Below are 26,508 nucleotides of genomic sequence, written 5' to 3' on the forward strand. Positions count from 1 at the left end.
TGCGGCACAAAAAACGCGGCACCGCTCTGTGTAGACTTCGAGCAGCGTCTAACTTTCAGTGCGTTGGCATTTTGCCATATCGTTCCCTTCCTACGAAAAAAAATCCTCCCCACCCTAAGATCGCTTCAACTTTGTGGTGCATGCGCAACACCGCCCTGCCGCAACTTTTAGAGATTGTCAAGAGTGTGTCGGCGAAATTGCGCGAATGTGTGCTGTTGTTTACACGTGCGCGCGAAACACGCGTGACGGGATGGCCTGCGACGTCGCGTCGCGTGCGATGTCGGTCGAATTGCCGCTGCCGCGATTTTTGCTATTTATATATAGAGGGGTCGCGAATTGGCGGCTGATGGGCGCATGTTAGAATCTCGCGTTGCGTTGCGCATGCAGCGCCCACGCGAAAGGCGTTCGCCGTCTTCGCTCCGAAACGATACGGATACATGGATCAATTCGCCAAAGAGACCCTGCCCACCTCCCTAGAGGAGGAAATGCGCCGTTCGTATCTCGATTACGCGATGAGCGTGATCGTCGGACGTGCCCTCCCGGATGTCCGCGATGGCCTGAAGCCCGTGCACCGGCGCGTGTTGTTCGCGATGCACGAACTGAACAACGACTGGAACCGTGCGTACAAGAAGTCGGCGCGTATCGTCGGCGACGTGATCGGTAAGTACCACCCTCACGGCGATACCGCGGTCTACGACACGATCGTGCGGATGGCGCAGGACTTCTCGCTGCGCTACATGCTGATCGACGGGCAAGGCAACTTCGGCTCGATCGACGGCGACAATGCCGCGGCGATGCGTTACACCGAAATTCGCATGGCGAAGATCGGTCACGAGCTGCTCGCCGACATCGACAAGGAAACGGTCGATTTCGAGCCGAACTACGACGGCAACGAAACGCAGCCGTCCGTCCTGCCGGCGCGCATCCCGAACCTGCTGATCAACGGCTCGTCGGGCATCGCGGTCGGCATGGCGACCAACATCCCGCCGCACAACCTGAACGAAGTCGTCGACGCGTGTCAGCACCTGCTGGGCAACCCCGAAGCGACGATCGACGAACTGATCGAGATCATCCCGGCGCCGGACTTCCCGACGGCCGGCATCATCTACGGCGTCGCCGGCGTGCGCGACGGCTACCGCACCGGGCGCGGGCGCGTCGTGATGCGCGCGGCCACCCACTTCGAGGAGATCGACCGCGGCCAGCGGATGGCGATCATCGTCGACGAGCTGCCGTACCAGGTGAACAAGCGCTCGCTGCTCGAGCGGATCGCCGAGCTCGTCAACGAGAAGAAGCTGGAAGGCATCTCCGACATCCGCGACGAGTCCGACAAGAGCGGCATGCGCGTCGTGATCGAGCTCAAGCGCGGTGAAGTGCCGGAAGTGGTGCTGAACAACCTGTACAAGGCGACGCAGCTCCAGGACACGTTCGGCATGAACATGGTCGCGCTCGTCGACGGCCAGCCGAAGCTGCTGAACCTGAAGGAAATCCTGCAGTGCTTCCTGTCGCACCGACGCGAAGTGCTGACGCGCCGCACGATCTACGAACTGCGCAAGGCCCGCGAACGCGGCCACGTGCTCGAGGGTCTCGCGGTCGCGCTCGCGAACATCGACGAGTTCATCGCGATCATCAAGGCCGCGCCGACGCCGCCGATCGCGAAGCAGGAGCTGATGGCGAAGCCGTGGGATTCGTCGCTCGTGCGCGAGATGCTGACCCGTGCCGAAGCCGAGAACGCGTCGGCGGGCGGCCGTTCCGCGTATCGTCCGGAAGGCCTGAACCCGGCGTTCGGCATGCAGGGCGACGGGTTGTACCGCCTGTCCGACACGCAGGCCCAGGAAATCCTGCAGATGCGTCTGCAGCGCCTGACCGGCCTCGAGCAGGACAAGATCATCGGCGAGTACCGCGAAGTGATGGCGCAGATCGCCGATCTGCTGGACATCCTCGCGCGCCCCGAGCGGATCACGACGATGATCGGCGAGGAGCTGACTTCGGTGAAGGCCGAATTCGGCGACGCGCGCCGCTCGAGGATCGAGCTGAACGCGACCGAGCTGAACACCGAGGATCTGATCACGCCGCAGGACATGGTCGTCACGATGTCGCATGCGGGCTACGTGAAGTCGCAGCCGCTGTCCGAGTACCGCGCGCAGAAGCGCGGCGGCCGCGGCAAGCAGGCGACGCAGATGAAGGAAGACGACTGGATCGAGACGCTGTTCATCGCGAACACGCACGACTACATCCTGTGCTTCTCGAACCGCGGCCGCGTGTACTGGGTCAAGGTCTACGAAGTGCCGCAGGGCTCGCGCAACTCGCGCGGCCGCCCGATCGTCAACATGTTCCCGCTGCAGGAAGGCGAGAAGATCAACGTCGTGCTGCCGGTCAAGGAGTTCTCGGCCGACAAGTTCATCTTCATGGCGACGTCGCTCGGCACCGTGAAGAAGACGCCGCTCGAGGCATTCAGCCGTCCGATGAAGAAGGGCATCATCGCGGTCGGCCTCGACGACGGCGACTACCTGATCGGTGCGTCGATCACCGACGGCGCGCACGACGTGATGCTGTTCTCCGACGCCGGCAAGGCCGTGCGCTTCGACGAGAACGACGTGCGTCCGATGGGGCGCGAGGCGCGCGGCGTGCGCGGCATGCAGCTCGAGGACGGGCAGCAGGTCATCGCGATGCTGGTTGCCGGCAGCGAGGAGCAGACCGTGCTCACCGCGACCGAGAACGGCTATGGCAAGCGCACGCCGATCACCGAATACACGCGTCACGGCCGCGGCACGAAGGGTATGATCGCGATCCAGACGTCGGAGCGTAACGGCAAGGTCGTCGCGGCGACGCTCGTCGACGCCGAAGATCAGATCATGCTGATCACGACGGCGGGCGTGTTGATTCGCACCCGCGTTTCCGAGATTCGCGAGATGGGACGGGCCACGCAAGGTGTTACACTCATCAGTCTCGATGAAGGTACCAAGCTCTCCGGCCTGCAGCAGATCGCGGAGGCAGAAGAGGGCGATGGCGAGGCCGACGAGGCGTCGGACGGCGAAGCCTGAAGAACGGATGAGACTCTGACCGCCGCGGGCGCGAAGCGCCGCGGCCGGCGAGCAACCATTCATATTTCCAAAAGGGAGTGATGATGCAAAAGCAATTCAAGCAACTGGTCCTGCTGGCCGCACTGGTGCCGACGTTCGCGATGGCGCAAGCGCTGTCGAATTCCGCACCGGCGCCCGCCGCGGCAGCTGCGCCGATCGACGCTGATAAGAAGGCGGCGATCAAGGATCTGCTCGACGCGATCGACGCGCCGAAGCTCGTGTCGGCAATCGGCAACAGCGCCGAAATGCAGGCCAAGCAACTCGTGCCGGCGATCCTGTCGGACGCGCTGTCGGAAAACAAGACGCTGAACGACAAGCAGAAGCAGGCTGCCGTTCCGACGCTGCAGAAGAACGCCGTGCCGAAGCTGGTCGACGGCGCGGGCAAGGTGTTCGGTACGCAGCAGTTCCAGAGCGACGCGATGTCGGCTCAGTACGACGCGTACGCGAAGTACTACAGCACGTCGGAGATCAAGGATCTGACGACGTTCTACAAGAGCCCGACGGGCCGCAAGTTCATCCAGGTGCAGGATCAGGTCGGTCGCGACGTGGTCAACGGCCTGATGCAGAAGTACATGCCGCAAGCGATCCAGGCAACGCGTACGCAGGCTGACAAGGAAGTCGCAGCAGTCAAGCCGGGCAAGTAAAGCCGTCCGGGCACGCCCCCGGCCGTTCGGCCGGGTTTGGCGGGAGCCTGACGACAGTGCGATAATGGCCGTTTGCGCGCGAGCGCAAACGGCCATTTCTTTTCTGGCGCGTTCTGCCGGCGGCGAGCCGGTCGCGTCCCTCCGAGGTTTTCACGATGCGCGTCTTTAATTTCTCCGCCGGCCCTGCGGCGATGCCCGAGGAAGTGCTGCGGCAAGCGGCCGACGAAATGCTCGACTGGCACGGCAGCGGCATGAGCGTGATGGAGATGAGCCATCGCGGCAAGGAGTTCATGTCGATCCACGAGGCCGCGCTGACCGACCTGCGCGACCTGCTCGGCGTGCCGGCCAGCCACCGGATCCTGTTCCTGCAGGGGGGCGGCATCGCGGAAAACGCGATCGTGCCGATGAACCTGCTCGGCTCGCGCAAGACGGCCGACTTCGTCGTGACGGGATCGTGGTCGCAGAAGTCGTTCAATGAGGCGAAGAAGTTCTGCACGCCGCATCTCGCCGCAACCGGCAAGACGGAAGACGGCTTCACGCGTGCGCCCGCACGCGCCGAATGGCAGCTGTCGGACGATCCGGCCTACGTGCATCTGTGCACCAACGAGACGATCGACGGCGTCGAGACGTTCGAGATTCCCGATCTCGGCGACGTGCCGCTGGTCGCGGACGTCTCGTCGCACATCCTGTCGCGCCCGATGGACGTCGCGAAATACGGCGTGCTGTTCGGCGGCGCGCAGAAGAACATCGGGATGGCCGGCGTGACGGTCGTGATCGTGCGCGAGGATCTGCTCGATCGCGCGCTGTCGATCTGCCCGTCCGCGTTCGAGTGGAAGACCGTCGCCGCGAACAACTCGCTGTACAACACGCCGCCCACCTACGCGATCTACATCGCGGGCCTCGTGTTCCAGTGGCTGAAGCGGCAGGGCGGCCTCGAGGCGATCGAGGCCCGCAACATCGAAAAGGCGAAGCTGCTCTACGACACGATCGATGCGAGCAGCTTCTATCTGAACAAGGTCGAGCCGGCAGCGCGTTCGCGGATGAACGTGCCGTTTTTCCTGGCCGACGAAACGCGCAATGAAGACTTCCTCGCCGGCGCAAAGGCGCGCGGGCTGCTGCAGCTGAAGGGCCACAAGTCCGTCGGCGGCATGCGGGCGTCGATCTACAACGCGGTGCCGCTCGAGGGCGTGAAAGCGCTCGTCGAGTACATGAAGGACTTCGAGCAGCGCGGCGCCTGACGGCGGCGCTGCTCAAACAGCACGGCAAAACGCATGGACGACGAACTGAATTCCCGCCTGAAACCGCTGCGCGATCGCATCGACGCGATCGACGCGCAGCTGATCGCGCTCCTGAACCAGCGCGCCGCGGTGGCGCTGGAGGTGGGCGAGGTCAAGAAGCATTTCAACGCGCCGGTGTTCCGGCCGGAGCGCGAGCTGCAGGTGATCGCACGGCTGCAGGACATGAGCGCGGGGCCGCTCGCGAGCGAGCACATCAGCGCCATCTGGCGCGAGATCATGGCCGCGAGCCGCGCGCTCGAGCAGACGATCCACGTCGCATTCCTCGGGCCGGTCGGCACGTACAGCGAACAGGCGATGCTCGAGTATTTCGGCCAGTCGATCGAAGGGCTGCCGTGCCCGTCGATCGACGAGGTGTTCCGCTCGGTCGAGGCCGGTGCGTCCGCGTTCGGCATCGCGCCGGTCGAGAATTCGACCGAAGGGGCCGTATCGCGTACGCTCGACCTGCTGCTGCAGACGCAACTGCTGATCAGCGGCGAGCTGGCGCTGCCGATCCACCACAACCTGCTGACGCAAAGCGGCACGCTCGACGGCGTGAAGCGTGTCTGCGCGCATGCGCAGGCGCTCGCGCAATGCCAGCAGTGGCTCGCGGCGAACGCGCCGCAGCTCGAGCGGCAGGCGGTGGCGAGCAATGCCGAGGCCGCCCGCCTCGCGGCGGCCGATCCGACCGTCGCCGCGATCGCGGGCGACCGCGCGGCCGCGCACTACGGCCTGCAGATCGCGTTCTCGCTGATCCAGGACGATCCGCACAACCGCACGCGTTTCGTGATCATCGGCAAGCAGCCGGCCGGGCAAAGCGGTCACGACCAGACGTCGCTGATCGTGTCGGTGAAGAACGAGCCGGGCGCCGTGTTCAAGCTGCTCGAGCCGCTCGCGCGGCACGGCGTGTCGATGACGCGTTTCGAGTCGCGTCCGGCGCGCGTCGGCACCTGGGAGTACTACTTCTACATCGACATCGAAGGGCACCGCGACGATGCGGCGGTGGCGGCCGCGCTTGCGGAACTCGGCCAGAAGGCCGCGTTCCTGAAGATACTTGGTTCGTATCCGCGCGCACGCTGACGCGCGCTGGTCCGCCGCCTGCTCGCGCGGGCGTGGCGGCCAGGCGGGCAGGGCAGGCCGTTCGGCGCTGCCGAAGGCGGGTTCGGGCGGCATCCGGTGCTGGTTGCGCCGGGTGCGGACCCGTGGCCCGGAATCTGGAATTCCGCGTGCGGGGCGTCGTTCCGCGCGCGTAACTTGGCTCTTCTCGTGTCAGGCTTTGCATTCAACAAACTGGTCATCTTCGGCGTCGGCCTGATCGGCGGCTCGCTGGCGCGCGCGTTGCGCGAGCGCGCGCCGGGCGGTGCGGGCGAGGTCGTCGGCGTGGGCCGTTCGCGTCGCTCGGTCGAGCGCGCGCTGACGCTCGGCGTGATCGATCGCGCGGCGGCACTCGACGACGATGCGCAGTTGCGCGACGCGCTCGCCGGCGCCGATCTCGTGCTGCTGGCGGCACCGGTCGCCCAGACGGGCCCGTTGCTCGCGCGCATCGCGCCGTGGCTCGACGATGCGACGATCGTCACCGATGCCGGCAGCACCAAGTCCGACGTCGTCGCGGCCGCGCGCGCGGCGCTCGGCGCGCGGATCGCGCAGTTCGTGCCGGGGCATCCGATCGCCGGCCGCGAATCGAGCGGCGTCGAGGCCGCGTTGCCGGACCTGTACGTCGGCCGCAACGTCGTGCTGTGCCCGCTGCCGGAGAACGCGCCCGAGTCGGTCGCGCGGATCGACGCGATGTGGCGCGCGAGCGGCGCCGACGTGCGCACGATGAGCACCGAGCAGCACGATCGCGTGTTCGCGTCGATCAGCCATCTGCCGCACGTGCTGTCGTTCGCGCTCGTCGAGCAGATTCTCGGCGAGGCCGACGCGGAACTGAAATTCTCGTACGCGGCGGGCGGCTTCCGCGATTTCACGCGCATCGCGGCGTCGAGCCCGGAGATGTGGCGCGACGTCTGCGTCGCGAACCGCGCGGCGCTGCTCGACGAACTCGACGGCTACACGCGTGTGCTCGCGCGGCTGCGCGCGGCGATCGAGGCCGGCGACGGCGCGGCGCTCGAAGCCGTGTTCACGCGCTCGCGCGCCGCACGCAAGGCATGGCAGGAGCGCGGCGGCGCGCCCGCTGCCGAACCGGTCAAGAAATAACAGGACGATTCCCATGGACTATCTCGATCTCGGCCCGTACTCCAGCGCATCGGGCACCGTGCGCCTGCCCGGCTCGAAAAGCATCTCGAACCGCGTGCTGCTGCTTGCGGCGCTGGCCGAAGGCGAAACGACGATTACCAACCTGCTCGACTCCGACGACACGCGCGTGATGCTCGACGCGCTCGGCAAGCTCGGCGTGAAGCTCGCGCGCGACGGCGACACCTGTGTCGTCACGGGCACGCGCGGCGCCTTCACCGCGAAGACGGCCGACCTGTTCCTCGGCAACGCGGGCACGGCCGTGCGGCCGCTGACCGCGGCGCTCGCGGTGAATGGCGGCGACTATCGCGTGCACGGCGTGCCGCGCATGCACGAGCGGCCGATCGGCGATCTCGTCGACGGCCTGCGCCAGATCGGCGCGCAGATCGACTACGAGCTGAACGAAGGCTACCCGCCGTTGCGGATCAAGCCCGCGACGATCTCGGTCGATGCGCCGATCCGCGTGCGCGGCGACGTGTCGAGCCAGTTCCTCACGGCGCTCCTGATGACGCTGCCGCTCGTGAAGGCGAAGGACGGCCGGACCGTCGTCGAGGTCGACGGCGAGCTGATCTCGAAGCCGTACATCGACATCACGATCCGGCTGATGGAGCGCTTCGGCGTGACCGTCGAGCGCGACGGCTGGCAGCGTTTCGTCGTGCCGGCCGGCGTCCGCTACCGCTCGCCGGGGCGGATCATGGTCGAGGGCGACGCGTCGTCCGCATCGTACTTCCTCGCGGCCGGCGCGCTCGGCGGCGGCCCGCTGCGCGTCGAGGGCGTGGGGCGCGCGAGCATCCAGGGCGACGTCGGCTTCGCGAACGCGCTGATGCAGATGGGCGCGAACGTGACGATGGGCGACGACTGGATCGACGTGCGCGGCATCGGCCACGACCACGGCAAGCTCGAACCGATCGACATGGACTTCAACCTGATTCCCGATGCGGCGATGACCATCGCGGTCGCGGCGCTGTTCGCGAGCGGCACGAGCACGCTGCGCAACATCGCGAGCTGGCGCGTGAAGGAGACCGACCGCATCGCCGCGATGGCGACCGAGTTGCGCAAGGTCGGCGCGATCGTCGAGGAAGGCCCCGATTATCTCGTCGTCACGCCGCCGGAAAAGCTCACGCCGAACGCGGCGATCGATACGTACGACGATCACCGGATGGCGATGTGCTTCTCGCTCGTCAGCCTGGGCGGCGTGCCGGTGCGGATCAACGACCCGAAGTGCGTCGGCAAGACGTTCCCCGACTATTTCGACCGCTTCGCCGCGCTCGCCAAAGCCTGACCCGACTGTACCGATGAAATCGACCCGACCCTTTCACCCGACTCCCGTCATCACGATCGACGGCCCGACCGCCTCCGGCAAGGGCACCGTTGCCGCGCTCGTCGCCGCGCACCTTGGCTTCCACCTGCTCGACAGCGGCGCGCTGTACCGGCTCGCCGCGCTCGCGAGCGTGCGCTACGGCATCGCGGCGGAGGACATCGACGCGCTGGTGAAGCTGATCGACGATCTCCACATCACCTTTCGTGAAGGCTGTGCGCAGCTCGACGGCGTCGACGTGTCGAACGACATCCGCGCCGAAGCGGTCGGCAACCGCGCGTCGGCCATTGCCGTGCACGGGCCCGTGCGCACCGCGCTCGTCGCGCGCCAGCGCGCGTTCCGCAAGACGCCGGGCCTCGTCGCGGACGGGCGCGACATGGGGACGGTGATCTTCCCGGATGCCGTGCTGAAGGTGTTCCTGACGGCCAGCGCGGAGGCTCGCGCGACCAGACGGCATAAGCAATTGATGCAAAAAGGTTTTTCTGCTAATATAGATGACTTGCTCCGGGATCTTCGTGAACGTGACGCGCGCGACAGCAATCGCGCGGCCGCGCCGCTGAAGCCTGCGGCAGATGCCAAGCTGCTCGATACGTCGGCGCTGTCGGTCGATGAAGCCGTCGATCAAGTGCTGCAGTGGTACCGGGCGCTCGGCCAGCCCGCCTGAGAAGGCGGGCAGCGGTAGGTGTTCCGCGTCGCAAGCGCGGAGCGTGTTTCGAACCCTTAACCCCGTGTGGTCATCGATCTGGCCCTTTCAGCCTGCCATTCCGGCCGGCGTGGCACAGCGATCCATGCACAATCAGATTTTTATGTCCGACCTGCAAACCTCCACCCCGAATACCGAATCCTTTGCGGCTCTGTTCGAAGAGTCGCTGACCCGCCAAGACATGCGCGCCGGCGAAGTGATTTCCGCCGAAGTCGTGCGCGTCGACCACAACTTCGTGGTCGTCAATGCAGGCCTGAAGTCCGAGGCTTACATTCCGATCGAGGAATTCCTGAACGATCAGGGCGAGGTTGAGGTGCAGTCGGGCGATTTCGTGTCCGTCGCGATCGACGCACTCGAAAACGGCTACGGCGACACGATCCTGTCGCGCGACAAGGCAAAGCGCCTTGCATCGTGGCTGTCGCTGGAAAAGGCACTCGACAACAACGAACTCGTCACCGGCACGATCACCGGCAAGGTGAAGGGCGGCATGACCGTGATGGTCAACGGCATCCGCGCGTTCCTGCCGGGTTCGCTGGTCGACACGCGTCCGGTCAAGGACACGACCCCGTACGAAGGCAAGACGCTCGAGTTCCGCGTGATCAAGCTCGATCGCAAGCGTAACAACGTCGTGCTGTCGCGTCGTGCCGTGATCGAAGCAACGCAAGGCGAAGAGCGCGCGAAGCTGCTCGAGACGCTGAAGGAAGGCGCGATCGTCAACGGCGTGGTCAAGAACATCACCGACTACGGCGCGTTCGTCGACCTCGGCGGCATCGACGGCCTGCTGCACATCACCGACATCGCATGGCGTCGCGTGCGTCACCCGAGCGAAGTCCTGTCGGTTGGCCAGGAAGTCACCGCGAAGATCCTCAAGTTCGACCAAGAGAAGAACCGCGTCTCGCTGGGCATCAAGCAACTGGGCGACGATCCGTGGGAAGGCATCTCGCGCCGTTACCCGTCGGGCACGCGCCTGTTCGGCAAGGTCACGAACATCACCGACTACGGCGCATTCGTCGAAGTGGAATCGGGCATCGAAGGCCTCGTCCACGTGTCGGAAATGGACTGGACCAACAAGAACGTTGCGCCGTCGAAGGTTGTCCAGCTGGGCGACGAAGTCGAAGTCATGGTCCTCGAGATCGACGAAGACCGTCGTCGTATCAGCCTCGGCATGAAGCAGTGCAAGCCGAATCCGTGGGATGACTTCAGCCGCAACTTCAAGAAGGGCGACAAGATCACGGGCGCAATCAAGTCGATCACCGACTTCGGCGTGTTCATCGGTCTGCCGGGCGGCATCGACGGCCTGGTCCACCTGTCGGACCTGTCGTGGAGCGAAGCCGGCGAAGAAGCCGTTCGCAAGTACAAGAAGGGCGACGAAGTCGAAGCCATCGTGCTCGGTATCGACGTCGAGAAGGAGCGTATTTCGCTCGGCATCAAGCAACTCGAAGGCGACCCGTTCAGCAACTACGTTGCAATGAACGACAAGGGCTCGATCGTCGACGGCGTCGTGAAGACGGTCGATGCGAAGGGTGCGGTCATCACGCTGACGGGCGACATCGAAGGCTACCTGCGTGCGTCGGAAATCTCGCAGGATCGCGTCGAAGATGCACGCAACGTGCTGAAGGAAGGCGACAAGGTCAACGCGATGGTGATCAACATCGATCGCAAGTCGCGCGGCATCAACCTGTCGATCAAGGCAAAGGACTCGGCTGAGCAACAGGAAGCGATCCGCGGCCTGCAGTCGGACACGAGCGCTGCTGCGACCGGTACGACCAACCTCGGCGCGCTGCTGAAGGCGAAGCTCGACGGCCAGAACCAGTAAGCCTCACGAGGTCTGCTGAAGTATGACCAAATCCGAGTTGGTCGCGCAGCTGGCATTGCGATTTCCGCAACTTGTCCTCAAGGATGCGGATTTCGCGGTGAAAACGATGCTCGATGCGATGTCCGATGCCCTGGCGAAAGGGCATCGCATCGAAATTCGGGGTTTCGGCAGCTTCGGCCTCAACCGTCGCCCGGCGCGCGTCGGACGCAACCCGAAGTCGGGGGAGAAAGTGCAGGTGCCCGAGAAGTTCGTGCCGCACTTCAAGCCTGGCAAGGAATTGCGCGAACGCGTCGACGGCCGCGCCGGTGAACCGCTGAAGGCTGACGATCCGGACGACGAGCGTTGAACGTCGTTTGGTGTGCCCGGAACCCGTCCGGCGAAGGCTGAAAAGAAAAGCGCCCCTTGGGGCGCTTTTTTCATTTCCGGCGGCAGCGATGCAACGGCCGGCGCAGGATGTGCGCAGTCGCGGAAACGCTTCCTTTACAATACGGGTCGATTCGGTGCGACGAAGGGGAGTCGCGCGCCGCAGCAAACCTCAACAAAGAGAGGGCTTCATGAAGTTTATCGTCTGGCTGATCCGGGTATTGGTGTTCGTCCTGCTGCTGGTGCTCGCGCTGGCCAATACGCAAACCGCGACGCTGAATTTCGTTGCCGGCTACGCATGGCAAGCGCCGCTGATCCTGATCGGCCTGGCGTTTTTCGCCGTGGGGCTGCTGGCGGGCCTGCTGTCCGCGCTGCCTTCGATCTTCCGCCTGCGTCTCGAGAACGGGCGCCTGAAGCGCGATCTGCGCGCGGCGCGTGAAACGCCCGCCGTCATCGATCAGCCGCCGATGCCGCCCGTCATTTAACACGGACGCCGCGCGATCATCGCGCGGTTTTCGTCTCTGCTTCGATATTTCGCATGGATCTGGATTTCTGGTGGTTGCTCGCGATTCCGGTCGCGTTCGCGCTCGGGTGGGCGGCGTCACGCTATGACCTGAAGAATCTCCTGTCGGAGAGCGCCAACCTGCCGCGCTCGTATTTCCGCGGCCTGAATTTTCTGTTGAACGAACAACCCGACAAGGCGATCGACGCATTCATCGAGGTCGCCAAGCTCGATCCCGAGACGGTCGAGCTGCACTTCGCGCTCGGCAACCTGTTTCGCCGCCGCGGCGAGACCGACCGCGCGATCCGCGTGCACCAGAACCTGCTGAGCCGCACGGACCTGCCGGTCAACGAGCGTGACCACGCGTTGTACGAGCTCGGCCAGGATTTCCTGAAGGCCGGCCTGCTCGATCGCGCCGAGGAGGCGTTCCACAAGCTCGCCGACGGCGACTATGCGCTCGGCGCGCAGCGGGCGCTGCTGACGATCTACGAGATCGAGAAGGACTGGAACAAGTCGATCGATACCGCGAAGCGCATCGAATCGATGAGCGACAAACCGCTCGGCGTCGAAATTGCGCAGTTCCACTGCGAACTCGCGCAGGAAGCGCTGCAGCGCAAGAATGCGGCCGCGGCAGCCGAACAGTTGCGCCTGGCGCTGACCGTGAACCCGCAGAACGTGCGTGCGACGATCCTGTCGGGCGACGCGGCGGAGGCGGCAGGTGACCACACCGCCGCGATCGGGCACTGGAAGCGTGTCGAAGCGCAGAACCCCGCGTATCTGCCGCTCGTCGCCGACAAGCTGATGAAGGCGTATGTCGCGCTCGGCAAGAACGGGGAAGGCGCCGAGCTGCTGATGGGGTATGTCGACCGCTATCCGTCGAACGACCTGCTCGACATCGCGTACCAGCATATCGCCGGGTTGCGCGGCCAGGAAGCGGCGCACACGCTGGCGCGCCTGCAGATGGAGAAGTCACCGAACCTGTCGGGGATGCTGCACCTGCTCGATGCGCAGATCGCGGCGGCCGACGAACCGCGCCGTAAGGAACTTGAAATGATGCGTGCGCTGATCAAGCAGCGCACGAAAAATCTGCCACGGTATACGTGCCAGAATTGCGGTTTCCGGGCACGGCTTTTCTACTGGCAGTGCCCCGGATGCAGCGGCTGGGAAACCTATGCGCCGCGCCGCGTCGAACCTGCGATGCCGGGCTGATCCCGGCACGCGGAGCCAACGCGCTGCGGTTGCCGCCGGGCTGGCCCCGGCGGCCAAGTTAGTCAATTACCGGGAAGTACCGGAACATCTATGAAAATCACCATCATCGGCACCGGCTATGTCGGCCTCGTCACGGGCGCCTGCCTCGCGGAGATCGGTCACGACGTCTTCTGTCTCGACGTCGATCCGCGCAAGATCGACATCCTGAACAACGGCGGCATGCCGATTCACGAACCGGGGCTGCTGGACATCATCGCGCGCAACCGCGCGGCGGGGCGCCTGCGCTTCTCGACCGACATCGAGGCGAGCGTCGCGCACGGCGAGATCCAGTTCATCGCGGTCGGCACGCCGCCCGACGAGGACGGCTCGGCCGACCTGCAGTACGTGCTCGAGGCCGCACGCAACATCGGCCGCTACATGACGGGCTTCAAGGTGATCGTCGACAAGTCGACGGTACCGGTCGGCACCGCGCAGCGCGTGCGCGGCGTGGTCGACGAGGCGCTTGCCGCACGCGGGCTCGCGGGCAGCGTCGCGCATCGCTTCTCGGTCGTGTCGAATCCGGAGTTCCTCAAGGAAGGCGCCGCGGTCGAGGACTTCATGCGTCCGGACCGGATCATCATCGGCGTCGACGACGACGAGACCGGCACGATCGCGCGCGAGAAGATGAAGAAGCTCTACGCGCCGTTCAACCGCAACCACGAGCGCACGATCTACATGGACGTGCGCTCGGCCGAATTCGCGAAGTATGCGGCGAACGCGATGCTCGCGACGCGCATCTCGTTCATGAACGAGATGTCGAATCTCGCCGACAAGGTCGGTGCCGACATCGAGGCCGTGCGCCGCGGGATCGGCTCCGATCCGCGCATCGGCTATCACTTCCTGTACGCCGGCGTCGGCTACGGCGGCTCGTGTTTCCCGAAGGACGTCCAGGCGCTGATTCGCACCGCCGGCGAGAACGGCCAGCCGCTGCGCATCCTGGAAGCCGTCGAGGCCGCCAACCATGCGCAGAAGGACGTGCTGATCGGCAAGATCGAGCAACGCTTCGGCGCCGACCTGACGGGCCGCGAGTTCGCGGTGTGGGGCCTCGCGTTCAAGCCGAACACCGACGACATGCGCGAGGCGCCGAGCCGGCGTCTGATCGCCGCGCTGCTCGAGCGCGGTGCGACCGTGCGCGCGTACGATCCGGTCGCGATCGACGAAGCGCGGCGCGTGTTCGAGCTCGATTTCGGCCACGATGCCGATGCGCTGGCGCGGCTGCATCTCGTCGACACGCAGGATATCGCCGTGACGGGCGCGGATGCCCTCGTGATCGTGACCGAATGGAAGGAATTCCGGAGCCCCGATTTCACGCGCCTGAAGGCCGAACTGAAGGCGCCGGTCATCTTCGACGGCCGCAACCTGTACGAGCCGGACGCGATGGCCGAGCTGGGCATCGACTACTATGCGATCGGCCGCCCGTATGTCGATCCGCAGTCGTCCTCCCGCGGCTGACCACACGATGAATACTCTTCACGAAATCGTATCGGTGCCGCGCGCGCAGCTCGCGCGCTCGCGCGTGCTCGTCGTCGGCGACGTGATGCTCGACCGTTACTGGTTCGGCAACGTCGATCGCATTTCGCCTGAAGCGCCGGTGCCGGTCGTGCACGTGCAGCGTCAGGAGGAGCGGCTCGGCGGCGCGGCCAACGTCGCGCGCAATGCCGTGACGCTCGGCGGCCAGGCGGGATTGCTGTGCGTCGTCGGGTGCGACGAGCCCGGCGAGCGGATCGTCGAACTGCTCGCCGGCAGCGGCGTGACGCCGCATCTCGAGCGCGACCCGGCGCTGCCGACCACGATCAAGCTGCGCGTGCTTGCGCGCCAGCAGCAACTGCTGCGCGTCGACTTCGAGGCGATGCCGACGCACGAGGTGCTGCTCGCGGGGCTCGCGCGCTTCGACGCGCTGCTGCCGCAGCACGACGTCGTGCTGATGTCGGATTACGCGAAAGGCGGCCTGACGCACGTCACGACGATGATCGAGAAGGCGCGTGCGGCTGGCAAGGCCGTCCTCGTCGACCCGAAGGGCGACGACTGGGCGCGCTATCGCGGCGCGTCGCTGATCACGCCGAACCGCGCGGAGCTGCGTGAAGTGGTCGGCCAGTGGAAGTCGGAAGACGACCTGCGCGCGCGCGTCGCGAACCTGCGCGCGGAGCTCGACATCGATGCGCTGCTGCTCACGCGCTCGGAAGAGGGGATGACGCTTTTTTCCGCGACCGGCGAACTGCACGCACCGGCGCTCGCGCGCGAGGTGTTCGACGTGTCGGGCGCGGGGGACACCGTGATCGCGACGGTCGCGACGATGCTCGGCGCCGGCGTGCCGCTGGTCGACGCGGTCGTGCTCGCGAATCGCGCGGCAGGCATCGTGGTGGGCAAGCTCGGCACGGCCACGGTGGACTACGACGAACTGTTTCACTGAGCGCATTCGGCGGCGCGACGAGCGCGTCGCACGAGTGGCTCGCACTTTTCAGGCAGGACGATCATGACCCTCATCGTCACCGGCGCGGCCGGTTTTATCGGCGCGAACATCGTCAAGGCGCTCAACGAGCGCGGCGAATCGCGCATCATCGCGGTCGACAACCTGACGCGCGCGGACAAGTTCCGCAATCTCGTCGATTGCGAGATCGACGACTATCTCGACAAGACGGAATTCGTCGAGCGCTTCGCGCGCGGCGATTTCGGCAAGGTGCGCGCGGTGTTCCACGAAGGCGCCTGTTCGGACACGATGGAAACCGACGGCCGCTACATGATGGACAACAACTTCCGCTACAGCCGCGCGGTGCTCGATACCTGTCTCGCGCACGGCACGCAGTTCCTGTACGCGTCGTCGGCCGCGATCTACGGCGGCTCGACGCGTTTCGTCGAGGAGCGCGACGTCGAGGCGCCGCTGAACGTGTACGGCTATTCGAAGTTCCTGTTCGACCAGGTGATCCGCCGCGTGCTGCCGAGCGCGAAGAGCCAGATCGCGGGCTTTCGTTATTTCAACGTGTACGGCCCGCGCGAGACGCACAAGGGGCGCATGGCGTCGGTCGCGTTCCACAACTTCAACCAGTTCCGCGCTGAAGGCAAGGTGAAGCTGTTTGGCGAGTACAACGGTTATGCGCCGGGCGAGCAGACGCGTGACTTCGTGTCGGTCGAGGACGTGACGAAGGTGAACCTGTTCTTCTTCGACCACCCGGAGAAGTCGGGCATCTTCAACCTCGGCACGGGCCGGGCGCAGCCGTTCAACGATATCGCGTCGACGGTCGTGAACACGCTGCGCGCGCTCGACAACCAGCCGCCGCTGACGCTCGCGCAGCAGGTCGAGCAGGGGCTGATCGAATACGTGCCGTTCCCCGATGCGCTGCGCGGCAAGTACCAGTGCTTCACGCAGGCCGACCAGACGAAACTGCGCGCAGCCGGCTACGACGCGCCGTTCCTGACCGTGCAGGAAGGCGTCGACCGCTACGTCCGTTGGCTATCCGGCCAGGTTTAAACGCAGGCGTTGCGTCGCTAGACTGGGTCTCACGGTCGGCAGCCGCCGGCCGTTTTTCTTCGGAGATCCAGCACATGATCAGGAAATGGTTTGCCGCAGCGGTCATGCTCGGCGCAGTCGCGTCGGCCTGGGCGGCCGTCGATGTCAATACCGCGAGCGAGGATGCGCTCGTCGGCATCAAGGGCATCGGTCCGGCGCGGGCGAAGGCGATCGTCGATGAACGCGGCACGCGCGGTCCGTTCAGGAATGCGGAAGATCTCACCGCGCGCGTGAAAGGCATGGGCGGGCATATCGTCGAGCGGCTTCAGCAGGAAGGGCTGACGATCGGCGCGGCGGGCGCAGCCGGCGCGGCCGCGGCGCCGCCCGCCGCGGGCAAGCCTGCGGCGGCCAAGCCTGCCGCCGCGCCCGCCCGCACCGCACAGAAGTAACGCATCGCGCGCGACCGACAACGAGCTCCTTCAGCCGCCGTCGTCATGACGGCTTCCCGCGGCATGCCGCGGGTTTTTTGCGTGGGGGAGCGCGTGCGATACGGGGGGGCGATCACGTGTCGCGCGGCATGCGTATTCCATCGTCGTAATGGGGGTTGCCGGCGCGAGCGGCGGTGCTGGTTTACAATCGATCGATTGATCGGCCTCGCACTGACGGTATATCCATGGCTTACAAAACTATCGAAGACACGATCGGCAATACGCCGCTCGTGCAACTGGTCCGCTTGCCGGACGACGAGATTCGCGCGCGCAACAACGTGGTGCTCGCGAAGCTCGAAGGCAACAACCCGGCCGGTTCCGTGAAGGATCGCCCGGCGCTGTCGATGATCAGCAAGGCCGAGGCACGCGGGCGCATCAAGCCGGGCGATACGCTGATCGAGGCGACCAGCGGCAACACGGGTATCGCGCTCGCGATGGCCGCCGCGATCCGCGGCTACAAGATGGTGCTGATCATGCCGGAGGACCTGTCGGTCGAGCGCCGCCAGAGCATGGCCGCCTACGGTGCCGAAATCATCCTGACACCGGTGAAGGGCGGGATGGAGCTGGCGCGCGATCTCGCGGACGAGATGCAGCGCGAAGGCAAGGGCGTGATCCTCGACCAGTTCGCGAACCCCGACAATCCCGTTGCGCACTACGAAGCGACGGGGCCGGAGATCTGGCGCGATACCGAAGGGCGCATCACGCACTTCGTGTCGGCCATGGGCACGACGGGTACGATCATGGGCACGTCGCGCTATCTGAAGGAACAGAACCCGGCGATCGAGATCATCGGCGCGCAGCCGGAAGACGGTTCGCGCATTCCGGGCATCCGCAAGTGGCCGGAAGCGTACCTGCCGACGATCTTCGATCGCAGCCGCGTCGACCGTGTCGAGAGCGTGAGCCAGGCCGCGTCGGAAACGATGACGCGCCGGCTGGCGGCGGTCGAAGGCATCTTCGCGGGCATTTCGTCGGGCGGCGCGTGCGAAGTCGCGATGCGCATCGCGCGTCAGGTCGAGAACGCGACGATCGTGTTCATCGTCTGCGATCGTGGCGACCGCTATCTGTCCACGGGCGTGTTTCCCGCCTGAACACGGGTTGGCGTGCGCCGCGCGCCAGCCATGTAAAAAGCGCCGCTCGTGCGGCGCTTTTTCTTTGGGCGGGCAGATCTTACTGCGACTGCGCGTCGTCGTCGGCGGCGGCCGGCTTCAGCGCGCCGCTCGCTTCCATCTGCGCCTTCACGGCTTCGCCGAGCTGGTACACGGTGAGCGCGTAGAAGAAGCTGCGGTTGTAGCGCGTCAGCACGTAGAAATTCTTGAGCCCGAGCATGTACTCGGTCGCGCGCCCCGGCGACGGCAGGTCGACCACGGTCACCGGCGTGCCGGCTTCGGTCGTGATGTTGACCGTCGGCTCGTTCAGCGTCATGCCCGCGCGCGTCAGTTGCGACAGCGCCCAGTGCGGCTCGGGCTGGCCGTCGGCGGCGGCCTGCGCAATGCCCAGGCTGCCCGTATCGGGCGTGATCTGCCAGACCACCGGCCGGTCGGTTTCCCAGCCGTGCTGCTTCAGGTAGTTCGCGACGCTGCCGATCGCATCGACAGGACTGCTGCGCAGATCGACGTGGCCCGTGCCGTCGAAGTCGACCGCATACTCGCGGATGCTGCTCGGCAAGAACTGCGGGATCCCGATCGCGCCCGTGTACGAGCCGAGCACGGTGGTCGGGTCGAGCTGGTTGTCGCGGGTCCAGACCAGGAAGTCCTCGAGGTTCTTGCGGAACGTTGCCTGGCGGCTGTCGCGATTCGGCGTGTCCGGATAATCGAACGTGAGCGTCGTCAGCGCGTCGAGCACGCGGAAATTGCCCATGTAGCGGCCATAGATCGTCTCGACGCCGATGATGCCGACGATCACCTCGGGCGGCACGCCGAACTGCTCGGACGCGCGCTGCAGCGTTGCCTGGTTCGCCTTCCAGAACTTCACGCCCGCGTTGATGCGGATCGGCTCGATGAAGCGCGAGCGATAGACGCGCCAGTTCTTGACCGTCGGCGACGGGGCCGGCTTCACGAGCTTGACGGCCGTCGCCGAGTAGCTGATGCGCGAGAACAGCGCATGCAGGCTCGCGGAGTCGAAGCCGTTGCGGCTCACCATCTCGTCGATGAAGGCGTCGACCTTGGCGTTGTTCGCATAACGCTGCGGAACAATTTCCTCCTCGAAGGTCTGGCCTTGCGGCAACGGCTGCTGCGGCTGGGCCTGGGCGACGAGCTTGCCGGCGGGCTTCGCCGGCTGCGTCTGCGCGCCGGCAGGCGCGGTGCCGAGGGCCGCGACGACAGCGGCGGCGACGAGCGGGACGCGGACACGGGACAGCGCGGAGAGGAGGGCGGCAGGCTTGCTGGAATTCATGTCGAAGCGGGCGGACAGGGCGATTGTGTTCGGCGCAGTATACCCGACGGATCCGGCGCGCCGGGGCGTGGCGGGCCCCCGTTGTGGTAAGTTAGCGGCGAATTCGCGACAGACGATGGACATCATTGATGGAGACCTGCGGCGCACCGAGCGTCGTGGATGACAGCTTATGGCAACCGCTTTCTATACGCACCCCGACTGCATGCTGCACGAGATGGGGGAATGGCATCCGGAGTGCCCGGCCCGCCTGTCGGCGATCCAGGATCAACTGATCGCGAGCCGCATCGACGATCTGATCGTGCACGAAACCGCGCCGTTCGCGAGCGAGGTCGCGCTGGGTCGTGTGCATACGCAGGCGCACATCGATTACATCCGGAGCATGACGCCGGTCGACGGCTACGTAGAGATCGATCCCGATACGCTGATGAATCGCGACACGTGGCGCGCGGCGCTGCGCGCGGCCGGCGCCGCGATCGCGGCGACCGACGCGGTGATCGAAGGCCGCTATGCGAATGCGTTCTGCGGCGTGCGCCCGCCCGGCCACCACGCGGAGCCCGCCCGTGCGATGGGCTTCTGCTTCTTCAACAACGTCGCGATCGCCGCGCGGCATGCGCTCGACGTACACGGTCTCGAGCGTGTCGCGATCGTCGATTTCGACGTGCACCACGGCAACGGCACCGAGGCGGCGTTCGCGAACGACGAGCGCGTGCTGATGTGCAGCTTCTTTCAGCATCCGCTGTATCCGTTCTCCGGCGTCGATCACCAGGCGCCGAACATGGTCAACCTGCCGATGCCCGCGCGCAGCAACGGCATGGCGATCCGCGAAGCCGTCGACATGTTCTGGCTGCCGCGCCTCGACGCATTCAAGCCGCAGATGCTGTTCGTGTCGGCCGGCTTCGACGCGCATCGCGAGGACGACATCGGCAGCCTCGGCCTCGTCGAGGCCGATTTCGAATGGCTGACCGCGCAGATCGTCGACGTGGCGCGCCGGCATGCGCAGGGCCGCATCGTGAGTTGCCTCGAAGGCGGCTACAACCTGTCCGCGCTCGGGCGCAGCGTCGTCGCGCACCTGCGCGTGCTGGCCGGCATCTGATTCCCGACGCCTGACGGGCAGGACGTGCGGGCGCGCTCAGCGTGCCGGCACGCGCGCGTGAATCCACGCGATCAGCGCGTCGATCACGCGGTCGCGATCGAGATCGTTCATCGTTTCGTGGAAACCGCCTTCGTATAGCGTCAGCGTACGATCGGGCGAGCCGACGCGTGCGCCGAAGGCGCGGCTGCCGTCGGGTTCGGTCAGCTTGTCCTCGGTGCCGTGATAGACGAGTACCGGCACGCGCAGCGCGCCGCGGCCGCTTTCGATACGCGCCATCGCGTCGAGAATCTCCGCGCCGGTGCGCGCGGGCACCGCGCCGTGATGCACGAGCGGATCGGCGCGATTGGCCGCGACGACGGCCGGGTCGCGCGACAGCAGCGCCGCATCGATCCTGATCGCCGGGAAGGTCGGCCAGACGCGACTGATGACGCGGCTCACCGCGAGCATCCAGCGCGGCACGTCGCGCCCCGGCGCGAGCGCCGGGCTCGACAGCACGAGGCCCGTCAGCACATGGCCGCGGGCCGGCGCACGCTCGATCGCGTAGAGCGCCGCGACCGCGCCGCCCATACTGTGCCCCATCAGGAACAGCGGCGCATTGCCGCGGGCGGCTTCGGCGACCAGCGCATCCGCATCGTTCAGGTATCCGTCGAAACGGTCGACCCACGCGCGCTGGCCGGGCGACTGGCCGTGCCCGCGCAGATCGATCGCGTGCACGTCGATGCCGGCCGCGTTCAGCCGGCCGGCGAGCGCGGCGTAGCGACCCGCGTGTTCGGCGAGGCCGTGCACGAGCGCGATCGTCGCGCGCGGCGGTACCGTGTCGTCGCCGGCCGGCCAGCGGTACGACGCCAGTTCGAGCCCGTCCGCGGTACGCAGCCGGCCCATTGTCGGTGCGGGTGGCGACGCGGGCGCGGCGCCGGCGATGGCGGGTGCGGCAGCCGGCGTGGTGGTAGCGGTCATCTGGCGTGTCCCCTGTTGGTTGGCATAGGTGTTCCGGATCATAGTCGCGGCCTTCGCGCGGCGGGTCAGCGGCGCCCCTCTAATTTCGTGTAGTTATGAAAAGATCGAAATCGATTATTAAGTGGAATGAGGGGTTTGCGGTAAAATCGCCGGCTATTCCAGATGCATCGGCGGCCGACTGGCGGGCCAACTCGCCGGCCGGCCGCCGTTTTGTTTACATGATCGAATTACGCAATCTTTCGCAGCGTTTCCCCGGGCCGAGCGGCTGGGTCGAGGCGTTGCGCAACGTCAACCTGACGATCCCGCAGGGCGAGGTGTTCGGCATCATCGGCCGAAGCGGCGCCGGCAAGAGCACGCTCGTGCGCACCATCAACCTGCTCACGCGGCCGACCGAAGGCAGCGTCGTCGTCGGCGGGCGCGATCTCATGCTGCTGCCGGCGGGCGCGCTGCGCGAGGCGCGCCGCGAGATCGGCATGATCTTCCAGCACTTCAACCTGCTGTCGTCGCGCACGGTGTTCGACAACGTCGCGCTGCCGCTCGAGCTGGCCGGTGCGAGCCGTGCCGAGATCGAGGCCGCCGTGCTGCCGCTGCTCGACCTCGTCGGGCTGTCCGCGCAGAAGGACCGCTACCCGTCGCAGATCAGCGGCGGGCAGAAGCAGCGCGTCGGCATTGCCCGCGCGCTCGCGAGCCAGCCGAAGGTGCTGCTGTCGGACGAAGCGACGTCCGCGCTCGATCCCGAAACCACGCGTTCGATCCTCGATCTGCTGAAGCGCATCAACCGCGAGCTCGGCCTGACGATCGTGCTGATCACGCACCAGATGGAAGTGATCAAGCAGGTATGCGATCGCGTCGCGGTGCTCGATGCCGGGCGCGTGGTCGAGGAGGGCCGCGTGATCGACGTGTTCCTGCAGCCGCATCATGAGGTGACGCGCGCGCTGATCGGCGACGTGATCGCGCAGGAACTCCCGCCCGCGCTGAAGGCACGCGTGGCCGAGCGGCTGAAGACGGGCAGCGGGCACCTGCTGCGGCTCGCGTTCACGGGCTCGGGGGTCGACCAGCCGATCCTGTCGGAGACGATTCGCCGGTACGAACTCGATTTCAACATCCTGCACGGTCAGATCGACGAGATCCAGGGGCAGGCATTCGGTTCGCTCGCGGTGCTCGCGGGCGGCGAGCCGGGCAAGGTCGGGCAGGCGCTCGCGTTCCTGCGCGAGCAAGGTGTGGTGGTAGAGGAGCTTTCGTATGTTGAGTGAGATGTTCGATATGTTCGTGCAGTCGTTCTGGGAGACGCTGATCATGGTCGGCATCTCCGGAGCGGTCGGCGCGCTCGTCGGCCTGCCGCTCGGCGTGCTGCTCTACCTGACCGATCGCCAGGGCGTGCTGCAGAACCTCGCGGTGAACCGCGTGCTCGGCGGCATCGTGAATGCCGTCCGCTCGACGCCGTTCATCATCCTGCTGGTCGCGGTGATTCCGTTCACGCGTCTCGTCACGGGTTCGTCGATCGGCACGGCCGCGGCGGTCGTGCCGCTGACGCTCGCGGCCGCGCCGTTCATCGCGCGTCTCGTCGAGACGGCGTTGCGCGAAGTCGACCGCGGGCTGATCGAGGCCGCGCAATCGATGGGCGCGACCACGTCGCAGATCGTCTTCAAGGTGCTGTTGCCCGAATCGCTGCCGGGCGTCGTCGCGGGCCTGACGATCACGTTCGTGTCGCTGGTCGGTTACTCGGCGATGGCGGGCGCCATCGGCGGCGGCGGGCTCGGCGATCTCGGGATCCGCTACGGGTACCAGCGCTATCTGCCGGAAGTGATGTGGACGGTCGTCGCGATCCTGATCGTGTTCGTGCAGATCGTCCAGTCGTTCGGCGACTGGCTCGTGCGCCGGCTGAGCCACAAATAAGATCAAACCGGTCCGTAAGGGGGACACGATGCAACGACGTTTCATGCTGAAGTTCGCGGCGGCACTGGGTGCGGCCGCACTGTTCGCGGGCGCGCACGCGCAGGCCGAAACCATCAAGGTGGGCGTGACGGGCGGACCGCACGCGCAGATCATGGAAGTGGTGAAGAAGGTCGCGGCGAAGAGCGGCCTCGATATCCGTATCGTCGAATTCTCCGATTACGTGCAGCCGAACGCCGCGCTCGCGTCGGGCGACCTCGACGCGAACAGCTACCAGCACGATCCGTATCTGCAGGCGCAGGTGAAGGATCGCGGCTACAAGCTGATCAAGGTCGCGGATACCGTGACGTTTCCGATGGGTATCTATTCGAAGCGCGTGAAATCGCTGGCCGAACTGAAGCCGGGCGCGCGCGTCGCGGTGCCGAACGACCCGACCAACGGCGGCCGCGCGCTGCTGTTGCTGCAGAAGCAGGGGCTGCTGAAGCTGCGTGCGGATGCGGGGCTGAAGGCGACGCCGCTCGACATCGTCGACAATCCGCGCAAGCTGAAGATCGTCGAGCTCGATGCGGCGCAGATTCCGCGCTCGCTCGGCGACGTCGACGCGGCCGCGATCAACACCAACTATGCGATGGAAGCGGGGTTGAAACCGAATCAGGATGCGATCGCGATCGAGGGCCCGAACGGCCCTTACGCAAACATTCTCGCGATTCGCGACGCCGACCGGAACAAGCCGTGGGTCGCGAAACTGATCGCGGCCTATCATTCGGCCGACGTGAAGCAATTCATCGAGGGCAAGTTCGGCGGGGCGGTCATCGCCGCCTGGTGACGGGCAGAGGACGGACGCCCGGCGGGATTAGAGTCGATGATCGAAAACCCGGGCTTTGCGTCCGGGTTTTTTCTCTTTTAAAATAGAACGACCGTTCGCTATCATTGGCGCGTCGCCAAGAAGCGGTATCCTCGACAGCCACGATGGATGGGTCCGCTTGGCCGCGCAGTCATGAGGCCTCGCTATAGAATGGCCTCTGGTCGTATTCGTAACTTTGGAGCGTGTGCATGAAAATCCTGGTGCCAGTGAAAAGAGTGGTCGATTACAACGTGAAGGTCCGCGTGAAGTCGGACAACACGGGCGTCGACATCGCGAACGTGAAGATGTCGATGAACCCGTTCGACGAAATCGCCGTTGAAGAAGCCGTGCGCCTGAAGGAAGCGGGCGTCGCGACCGAAGTGATCGCGGTGTCGGTGGGCGTGACGCAAGCGCAGGAAACGCTGCGCACGGCGCTGGCGATCGGCGCGGATCGCGCGATCCTCGTCGAATCGAACGACAGCGTCGAGCCGCTGGCCGTCGCGAAGATCCTGAAGGCGCTGGTCGACAAGGAGCAGCCGCAGCTGGTGATCCTCGGCAAGCAGGCGATCGACGACGATTCGAACCAGACGGGCCAGATGCTGGCCGCGCTGGCCGGCCTGCCGCAAGCGACGTTCGCGTCGAAGGTCACGATCGCGGACGGCAAGGCAACGGTTGCACGCGAAGTCGACGGCGGCGCGGAAACGCTGTCGCTGACGCTGCCGGCGGTCGTGACGACCGACCTGCGCCTGAACGAGCCGCGTTACGTGACGCTGCCGAACATCATGAAGGCGAAGAAGAAGCCGCTGGAAACCGTGAAGCCGGAAGACCTCGGTGTGGACGTCGCGCCGCGTCTGAAGACGCTGAAGGTGGTCGAGCCGCCGAAGCGCGCGGCCGGCGTGAAGGTGCCGGACGTGAAGACGCTGGTCGAGAAGCTGAAGACCGAAGCCAAGGTGCTGTAAGAGGGAGCGGAAAGAAATGACGATTCTGGTGATTGCAGAACACGACAACGCGTCGATCAAGGCCGCGACGCTGAACACGGTGGCGGCGGCAGCGAAGATCGGCGGTGACATCCACGTGCTGGTCGCGGGCCACAATGCACAAGCAGCGGCCGACGCGGCAGCAAAGATCGCAGGCGTGTCCAAGGTGCTGCTGGCCGACGCGCCGCAACTGGCCGCGGGCCTGGCGGAAAACGTCGAGGCAACCGCGCTGAACATCGCGAAGGACTACTCGCACATCCTCGCGCCGGCCACCGCGTACGGCAAGAACATCGCGCCGCGTATCGCCGCGAAGCTGGACGTCGCGCAGATCTCGGACATCACGGCGGTCGACAGTGCCGACACGTTCGAGCGCCCGATCTACGCGGGCAACGCGATCGCGACGGTGCAGTCGAGCGACCCGATCAAGGTCATCACGGTGCGTGCGACGGGTTTCGATCCGGTGGCAGCGGAAGGCGGCAGCGCAGCGGTCGAGAAGATCGAAGCGGCGGCGGATGCCGGCAAGTCGCAGTTCGTGAGCCGTGAAGTGACGAAGCTGGACCGTCCGGAGCTGACGTCGGCGAGCATCATCGTGTCGGGCGGCCGCGGTCTGGGCAGCGGCGAGAACTACACGAAGGTGCTGGAGCCGCTGGCCGACAAGCTGTCGGCGGCACTGGGCGCATCGCGCGCGGCAGTCGACGCCGGCTACGTGCCGAACGACTATCAGGTCGGCCAGACCGGCAAGATCGTCGCCCCGCAGCTGTACATCGCGGTCGGCATCTCGGGTGCGATCCAGCATCTGGCCGGCATGAAGGATTCGAAGGTGATCGTCGCGATCAACAAGGATCCGGAAGCGCCGATCTTCAGCGTGGCCGACTACGGCCTCGTCGGCGATCTGTTCTCGCTGGTGCCGGAGCTCGTGAGCGAGCTCGGCTGACGCGGCGTGACGCTTCAGCGTTAAGCACACGGGAAAAGGGGCGCGCCGAGCGCCCCTTTTTTTACGCCATCGACAAAAGAGAGAAGAGGAGACGTGCCATGAGTTATGTCGCCCCCGTCAAGGACATGCTGTTCGTGCTGAAGGAACTCGCGGGCATCGACGCCGTCGCGCAGTTGCCGGGTTTCGAGGATGCCGGTTACGACACGGCGCAGGCCGTGCTCGAGGAGTCCGCGAAATTCTGCGGCGAGGTGCTGGCGCCGCTGAACGTCGAGGGCGACCGCCACCCGAGCAGCTGGAAGGACGGTGTGG

25 protein-coding genes are annotated in these 26,508 nt (G+C 65.9%); 23 read left to right on the plus strand and 2 right to left on the minus strand.

What is annotated here, in order from left to right; genetic code table 11:
- Positions 1-437 precede the first annotated feature (437 nt).
- From gyrA to cysM, 16 genes are all read left to right on the plus strand, one after another.
- The gene (gene gyrA / locus G3N62_RS14675) at positions 438-3,041 is read left to right on the plus strand and encodes a DNA gyrase subunit A (RefSeq protein ID WP_034187423.1); all 2,604 of its coding nucleotides are present in this window, start codon (positions 438-440) and stop codon (positions 3,039-3,041) included.
- A gap of 83 nt (positions 3,042-3,124) precedes the next feature.
- A complete protein-coding gene (locus G3N62_RS14680) occupies positions 3,125-3,724 on the plus strand; it encodes a DUF2059 domain-containing protein (RefSeq protein WP_034187466.1) in 600 nt (199 codons plus the stop codon).
- A 155-nt stretch (positions 3,725-3,879) separates the two neighbouring features.
- Complete coding sequence (gene serC / locus G3N62_RS14685; protein ID WP_034187424.1) at positions 3,880-4,962, plus strand: 3-phosphoserine/phosphohydroxythreonine transaminase; 1,083 nt, start codon at positions 3,880-3,882, stop codon at positions 4,960-4,962.
- A 33-nt stretch (positions 4,963-4,995) separates the two neighbouring features.
- Complete coding sequence (pheA, locus tag G3N62_RS14690) at positions 4,996-6,078, plus strand: prephenate dehydratase (protein ID WP_124669188.1); 1,083 nt, start codon at positions 4,996-4,998, stop codon at positions 6,076-6,078.
- Between the two features lie 186 nt (positions 6,079-6,264).
- The gene (locus G3N62_RS14695) at positions 6,265-7,191 is read left to right on the plus strand and encodes a prephenate dehydrogenase/arogenate dehydrogenase family protein (RefSeq protein ID WP_124669187.1); all 927 of its coding nucleotides are present in this window, start codon (positions 6,265-6,267) and stop codon (positions 7,189-7,191) included.
- A 13-nt stretch (positions 7,192-7,204) separates the two neighbouring features.
- Positions 7,205-8,509, plus strand: coding sequence for a 3-phosphoshikimate 1-carboxyvinyltransferase (gene aroA, locus G3N62_RS14700; protein ID WP_069706144.1), 1,305 nt, complete (start codon positions 7,205-7,207; stop codon positions 8,507-8,509).
- 13 nt (positions 8,510-8,522) lie between these two features.
- Positions 8,523-9,209 carry a (d)CMP kinase gene (cmk, locus tag G3N62_RS14705; RefSeq protein ID WP_006476573.1) on the plus strand — a complete coding sequence of 229 codons (687 nt, stop codon included), beginning with the start codon at positions 8,523-8,525 and terminating at the stop codon, positions 9,207-9,209.
- A 124-nt stretch (positions 9,210-9,333) separates the two neighbouring features.
- Positions 9,334-11,064 carry a 30S ribosomal protein S1 gene (gene rpsA, locus G3N62_RS14710; protein ID WP_309290345.1) on the plus strand — a complete coding sequence of 577 codons (1,731 nt, stop codon included), beginning with the start codon at positions 9,334-9,336 and terminating at the stop codon, positions 11,062-11,064.
- A 22-nt stretch (positions 11,065-11,086) separates the two neighbouring features.
- The gene (locus G3N62_RS14715; protein WP_034187427.1) at positions 11,087-11,410 is read left to right on the plus strand and encodes an integration host factor subunit beta; all 324 of its coding nucleotides are present in this window, start codon (positions 11,087-11,089) and stop codon (positions 11,408-11,410) included.
- 208 nt (positions 11,411-11,618) lie between these two features.
- Positions 11,619-11,912, plus strand: a complete 294-nt coding sequence (locus G3N62_RS14720; RefSeq protein WP_012328123.1) for a LapA family protein — start codon at positions 11,619-11,621, stop codon at positions 11,910-11,912.
- Between the two features lie 53 nt (positions 11,913-11,965).
- Entirely contained in the window at positions 11,966-13,138 is a 1,173-nt protein-coding gene (gene lapB, locus G3N62_RS14725) for a lipopolysaccharide assembly protein LapB (RefSeq protein WP_059557123.1), read from the plus strand.
- A 90-nt stretch (positions 13,139-13,228) separates the two neighbouring features.
- Positions 13,229-14,629, plus strand: coding sequence for a UDP-glucose/GDP-mannose dehydrogenase family protein (locus G3N62_RS14730; RefSeq protein ID WP_034187429.1), 1,401 nt, complete (start codon positions 13,229-13,231; stop codon positions 14,627-14,629).
- Between the two features lie 7 nt (positions 14,630-14,636).
- Positions 14,637-15,587, plus strand: a complete 951-nt coding sequence (gene rfaE1 / locus G3N62_RS14735) for a D-glycero-beta-D-manno-heptose-7-phosphate kinase (RefSeq protein ID WP_051700958.1) — start codon at positions 14,637-14,639, stop codon at positions 15,585-15,587.
- 63 nt (positions 15,588-15,650) lie between these two features.
- Positions 15,651-16,643 carry an ADP-glyceromanno-heptose 6-epimerase gene (rfaD, locus tag G3N62_RS14740; protein WP_034187430.1) on the plus strand — a complete coding sequence of 331 codons (993 nt, stop codon included), beginning with the start codon at positions 15,651-15,653 and terminating at the stop codon, positions 16,641-16,643.
- A 74-nt stretch (positions 16,644-16,717) separates the two neighbouring features.
- Entirely contained in the window at positions 16,718-17,071 is a 354-nt protein-coding gene (locus G3N62_RS14745) for a helix-hairpin-helix domain-containing protein (RefSeq protein ID WP_034187431.1), read from the plus strand.
- Positions 17,072-17,295: 224 nt separating this feature from the next.
- A complete protein-coding gene (gene cysM / locus G3N62_RS14750) occupies positions 17,296-18,198 on the plus strand; it encodes a cysteine synthase CysM (RefSeq protein ID WP_034187432.1) in 903 nt (300 codons plus the stop codon).
- A 79-nt stretch (positions 18,199-18,277) separates the two neighbouring features.
- Here the strand turns inward: cysM and mltB are convergent, their stop codons facing one another.
- On the minus strand, positions 18,278-19,627 hold the full coding sequence (mltB, locus tag G3N62_RS14755; protein ID WP_080287788.1) for a lytic murein transglycosylase B: 1,350 nt from the start codon (positions 19,625-19,627) through the stop codon (positions 18,278-18,280).
- A 43-nt stretch (positions 19,628-19,670) separates the two neighbouring features.
- Here mltB and G3N62_RS14760 point away from each other — a divergent pair, with 43 nt between their 5' ends.
- Complete coding sequence (locus G3N62_RS14760) at positions 19,671-20,594, plus strand: histone deacetylase family protein (protein WP_034187434.1); 924 nt, start codon at positions 19,671-19,673, stop codon at positions 20,592-20,594.
- A gap of 36 nt (positions 20,595-20,630) precedes the next feature.
- Here the strand turns inward: G3N62_RS14760 and G3N62_RS14765 are convergent, their stop codons facing one another.
- Positions 20,631-21,551 carry an alpha/beta hydrolase gene (locus tag G3N62_RS14765; protein ID WP_049029058.1) on the minus strand — a complete coding sequence of 307 codons (921 nt, stop codon included), beginning with the start codon at positions 21,549-21,551 and terminating at the stop codon, positions 20,631-20,633.
- A 218-nt stretch (positions 21,552-21,769) separates the two neighbouring features.
- On the opposite strand from G3N62_RS14765, the gene G3N62_RS14770 reads away from it, so the two are divergent.
- From G3N62_RS14770 to G3N62_RS14795, 6 genes are all read left to right on the plus strand, one after another.
- Positions 21,770-22,804, plus strand: a complete 1,035-nt coding sequence (locus tag G3N62_RS14770; protein WP_034187436.1) for a methionine ABC transporter ATP-binding protein — start codon at positions 21,770-21,772, stop codon at positions 22,802-22,804.
- On the plus strand, positions 22,794-23,447 hold the full coding sequence (locus G3N62_RS14775; RefSeq protein ID WP_006486982.1) for a methionine ABC transporter permease: 654 nt from the start codon (positions 22,794-22,796) through the stop codon (positions 23,445-23,447). The genes G3N62_RS14770 and G3N62_RS14775 overlap by 11 nt, the downstream gene beginning before the upstream one ends.
- A gap of 28 nt (positions 23,448-23,475) precedes the next feature.
- The gene (locus G3N62_RS14780; protein WP_034187437.1) at positions 23,476-24,270 is read left to right on the plus strand and encodes a MetQ/NlpA family ABC transporter substrate-binding protein; all 795 of its coding nucleotides are present in this window, start codon (positions 23,476-23,478) and stop codon (positions 24,268-24,270) included.
- 227 nt (positions 24,271-24,497) lie between these two features.
- The gene (locus tag G3N62_RS14785) at positions 24,498-25,247 is read left to right on the plus strand and encodes an electron transfer flavoprotein subunit beta/FixA family protein (RefSeq protein ID WP_014897713.1); all 750 of its coding nucleotides are present in this window, start codon (positions 24,498-24,500) and stop codon (positions 25,245-25,247) included.
- Positions 25,248-25,263: 16 nt separating this feature from the next.
- Positions 25,264-26,199 (plus strand): electron transfer flavoprotein subunit alpha/FixB family protein, encoded by a 936-nt coding sequence (locus tag G3N62_RS14790; protein ID WP_049028302.1) that lies wholly within the window; start codon positions 25,264-25,266, stop codon positions 26,197-26,199.
- 98 nt (positions 26,200-26,297) lie between these two features.
- On the plus strand, positions 26,298-26,508 hold a 211-nt coding region (locus G3N62_RS14795; RefSeq protein ID WP_206141248.1), incomplete at its 3' end, for an acyl-CoA dehydrogenase N-terminal domain-containing protein.

The sequence above is a fragment of the Burkholderia sp. Tr-20355 genome (assembly GCF_017104685.1).
Lineage (GTDB): Bacteria > Pseudomonadota > Gammaproteobacteria > Burkholderiales > Burkholderiaceae > Burkholderia > Burkholderia seminalis.

Excerpts from the sequence above, each read along its gene's own strand:
- serC (WP_034187424.1), top strand. The coding sequence starts at position 3,880 with ATGCGCGTCTTTAATTTCTCCGCCGGCCCTGCGGCGATGCCCGAGGAA.
- G3N62_RS14745 (WP_034187431.1), top strand. The coding sequence starts at position 16,718 with ATGATCAGGAAATGGTTTGCCGCAGCGGTCATGCTCGGCGCAGTCGCG.
- G3N62_RS14765 (WP_049029058.1), bottom strand. The coding sequence starts at position 21,551 with ATGACCGCTACCACCACGCCGGCTGCCGCACCCGCCATCGCCGGCGCC.
- G3N62_RS14680 (WP_034187466.1), top strand. The coding sequence starts at position 3,125 with ATGCAAAAGCAATTCAAGCAACTGGTCCTGCTGGCCGCACTGGTGCCG.
- G3N62_RS14760 (WP_034187434.1), top strand. The coding sequence starts at position 19,671 with ATGGCAACCGCTTTCTATACGCACCCCGACTGCATGCTGCACGAGATG.
- G3N62_RS14730 (WP_034187429.1), top strand. The coding sequence starts at position 13,229 with ATGAAAATCACCATCATCGGCACCGGCTATGTCGGCCTCGTCACGGGC.
- lapB (WP_059557123.1), top strand. The coding sequence starts at position 11,966 with ATGGATCTGGATTTCTGGTGGTTGCTCGCGATTCCGGTCGCGTTCGCG.
- G3N62_RS14720 (WP_012328123.1), top strand. The coding sequence starts at position 11,619 with ATGAAGTTTATCGTCTGGCTGATCCGGGTATTGGTGTTCGTCCTGCTG.
- G3N62_RS14785 (WP_014897713.1), top strand. The coding sequence starts at position 24,498 with ATGAAAATCCTGGTGCCAGTGAAAAGAGTGGTCGATTACAACGTGAAG.
- rfaE1 (WP_051700958.1), top strand. The coding sequence starts at position 14,637 with ATGAATACTCTTCACGAAATCGTATCGGTGCCGCGCGCGCAGCTCGCG.
- aroA (WP_069706144.1), top strand. The coding sequence starts at position 7,205 with ATGGACTATCTCGATCTCGGCCCGTACTCCAGCGCATCGGGCACCGTG.
- mltB (WP_080287788.1), bottom strand. The coding sequence starts at position 19,627 with ATGATGTCCATCGTCTGTCGCGAATTCGCCGCTAACTTACCACAACGG.
- pheA (WP_124669188.1), top strand. The coding sequence starts at position 4,996 with ATGGACGACGAACTGAATTCCCGCCTGAAACCGCTGCGCGATCGCATC.
- G3N62_RS14790 (WP_049028302.1), top strand. The coding sequence starts at position 25,264 with ATGACGATTCTGGTGATTGCAGAACACGACAACGCGTCGATCAAGGCC.
- cysM (WP_034187432.1), top strand. The coding sequence starts at position 17,296 with ATGGCTTACAAAACTATCGAAGACACGATCGGCAATACGCCGCTCGTG.
- G3N62_RS14775 (WP_006486982.1), top strand. The coding sequence starts at position 22,794 with ATGTTGAGTGAGATGTTCGATATGTTCGTGCAGTCGTTCTGGGAGACG.
- G3N62_RS14780 (WP_034187437.1), top strand. The coding sequence starts at position 23,476 with ATGCAACGACGTTTCATGCTGAAGTTCGCGGCGGCACTGGGTGCGGCC.
- G3N62_RS14770 (WP_034187436.1), top strand. The coding sequence starts at position 21,770 with ATGATCGAATTACGCAATCTTTCGCAGCGTTTCCCCGGGCCGAGCGGC.
- rfaD (WP_034187430.1), top strand. The coding sequence starts at position 15,651 with ATGACCCTCATCGTCACCGGCGCGGCCGGTTTTATCGGCGCGAACATC.
- gyrA (WP_034187423.1), top strand. The coding sequence starts at position 438 with ATGGATCAATTCGCCAAAGAGACCCTGCCCACCTCCCTAGAGGAGGAA.
- G3N62_RS14715 (WP_034187427.1), top strand. The coding sequence starts at position 11,087 with ATGACCAAATCCGAGTTGGTCGCGCAGCTGGCATTGCGATTTCCGCAA.
- cmk (WP_006476573.1), top strand. The coding sequence starts at position 8,523 with ATGAAATCGACCCGACCCTTTCACCCGACTCCCGTCATCACGATCGAC.
- rpsA (WP_309290345.1), top strand. The coding sequence starts at position 9,334 with ATGCACAATCAGATTTTTATGTCCGACCTGCAAACCTCCACCCCGAAT.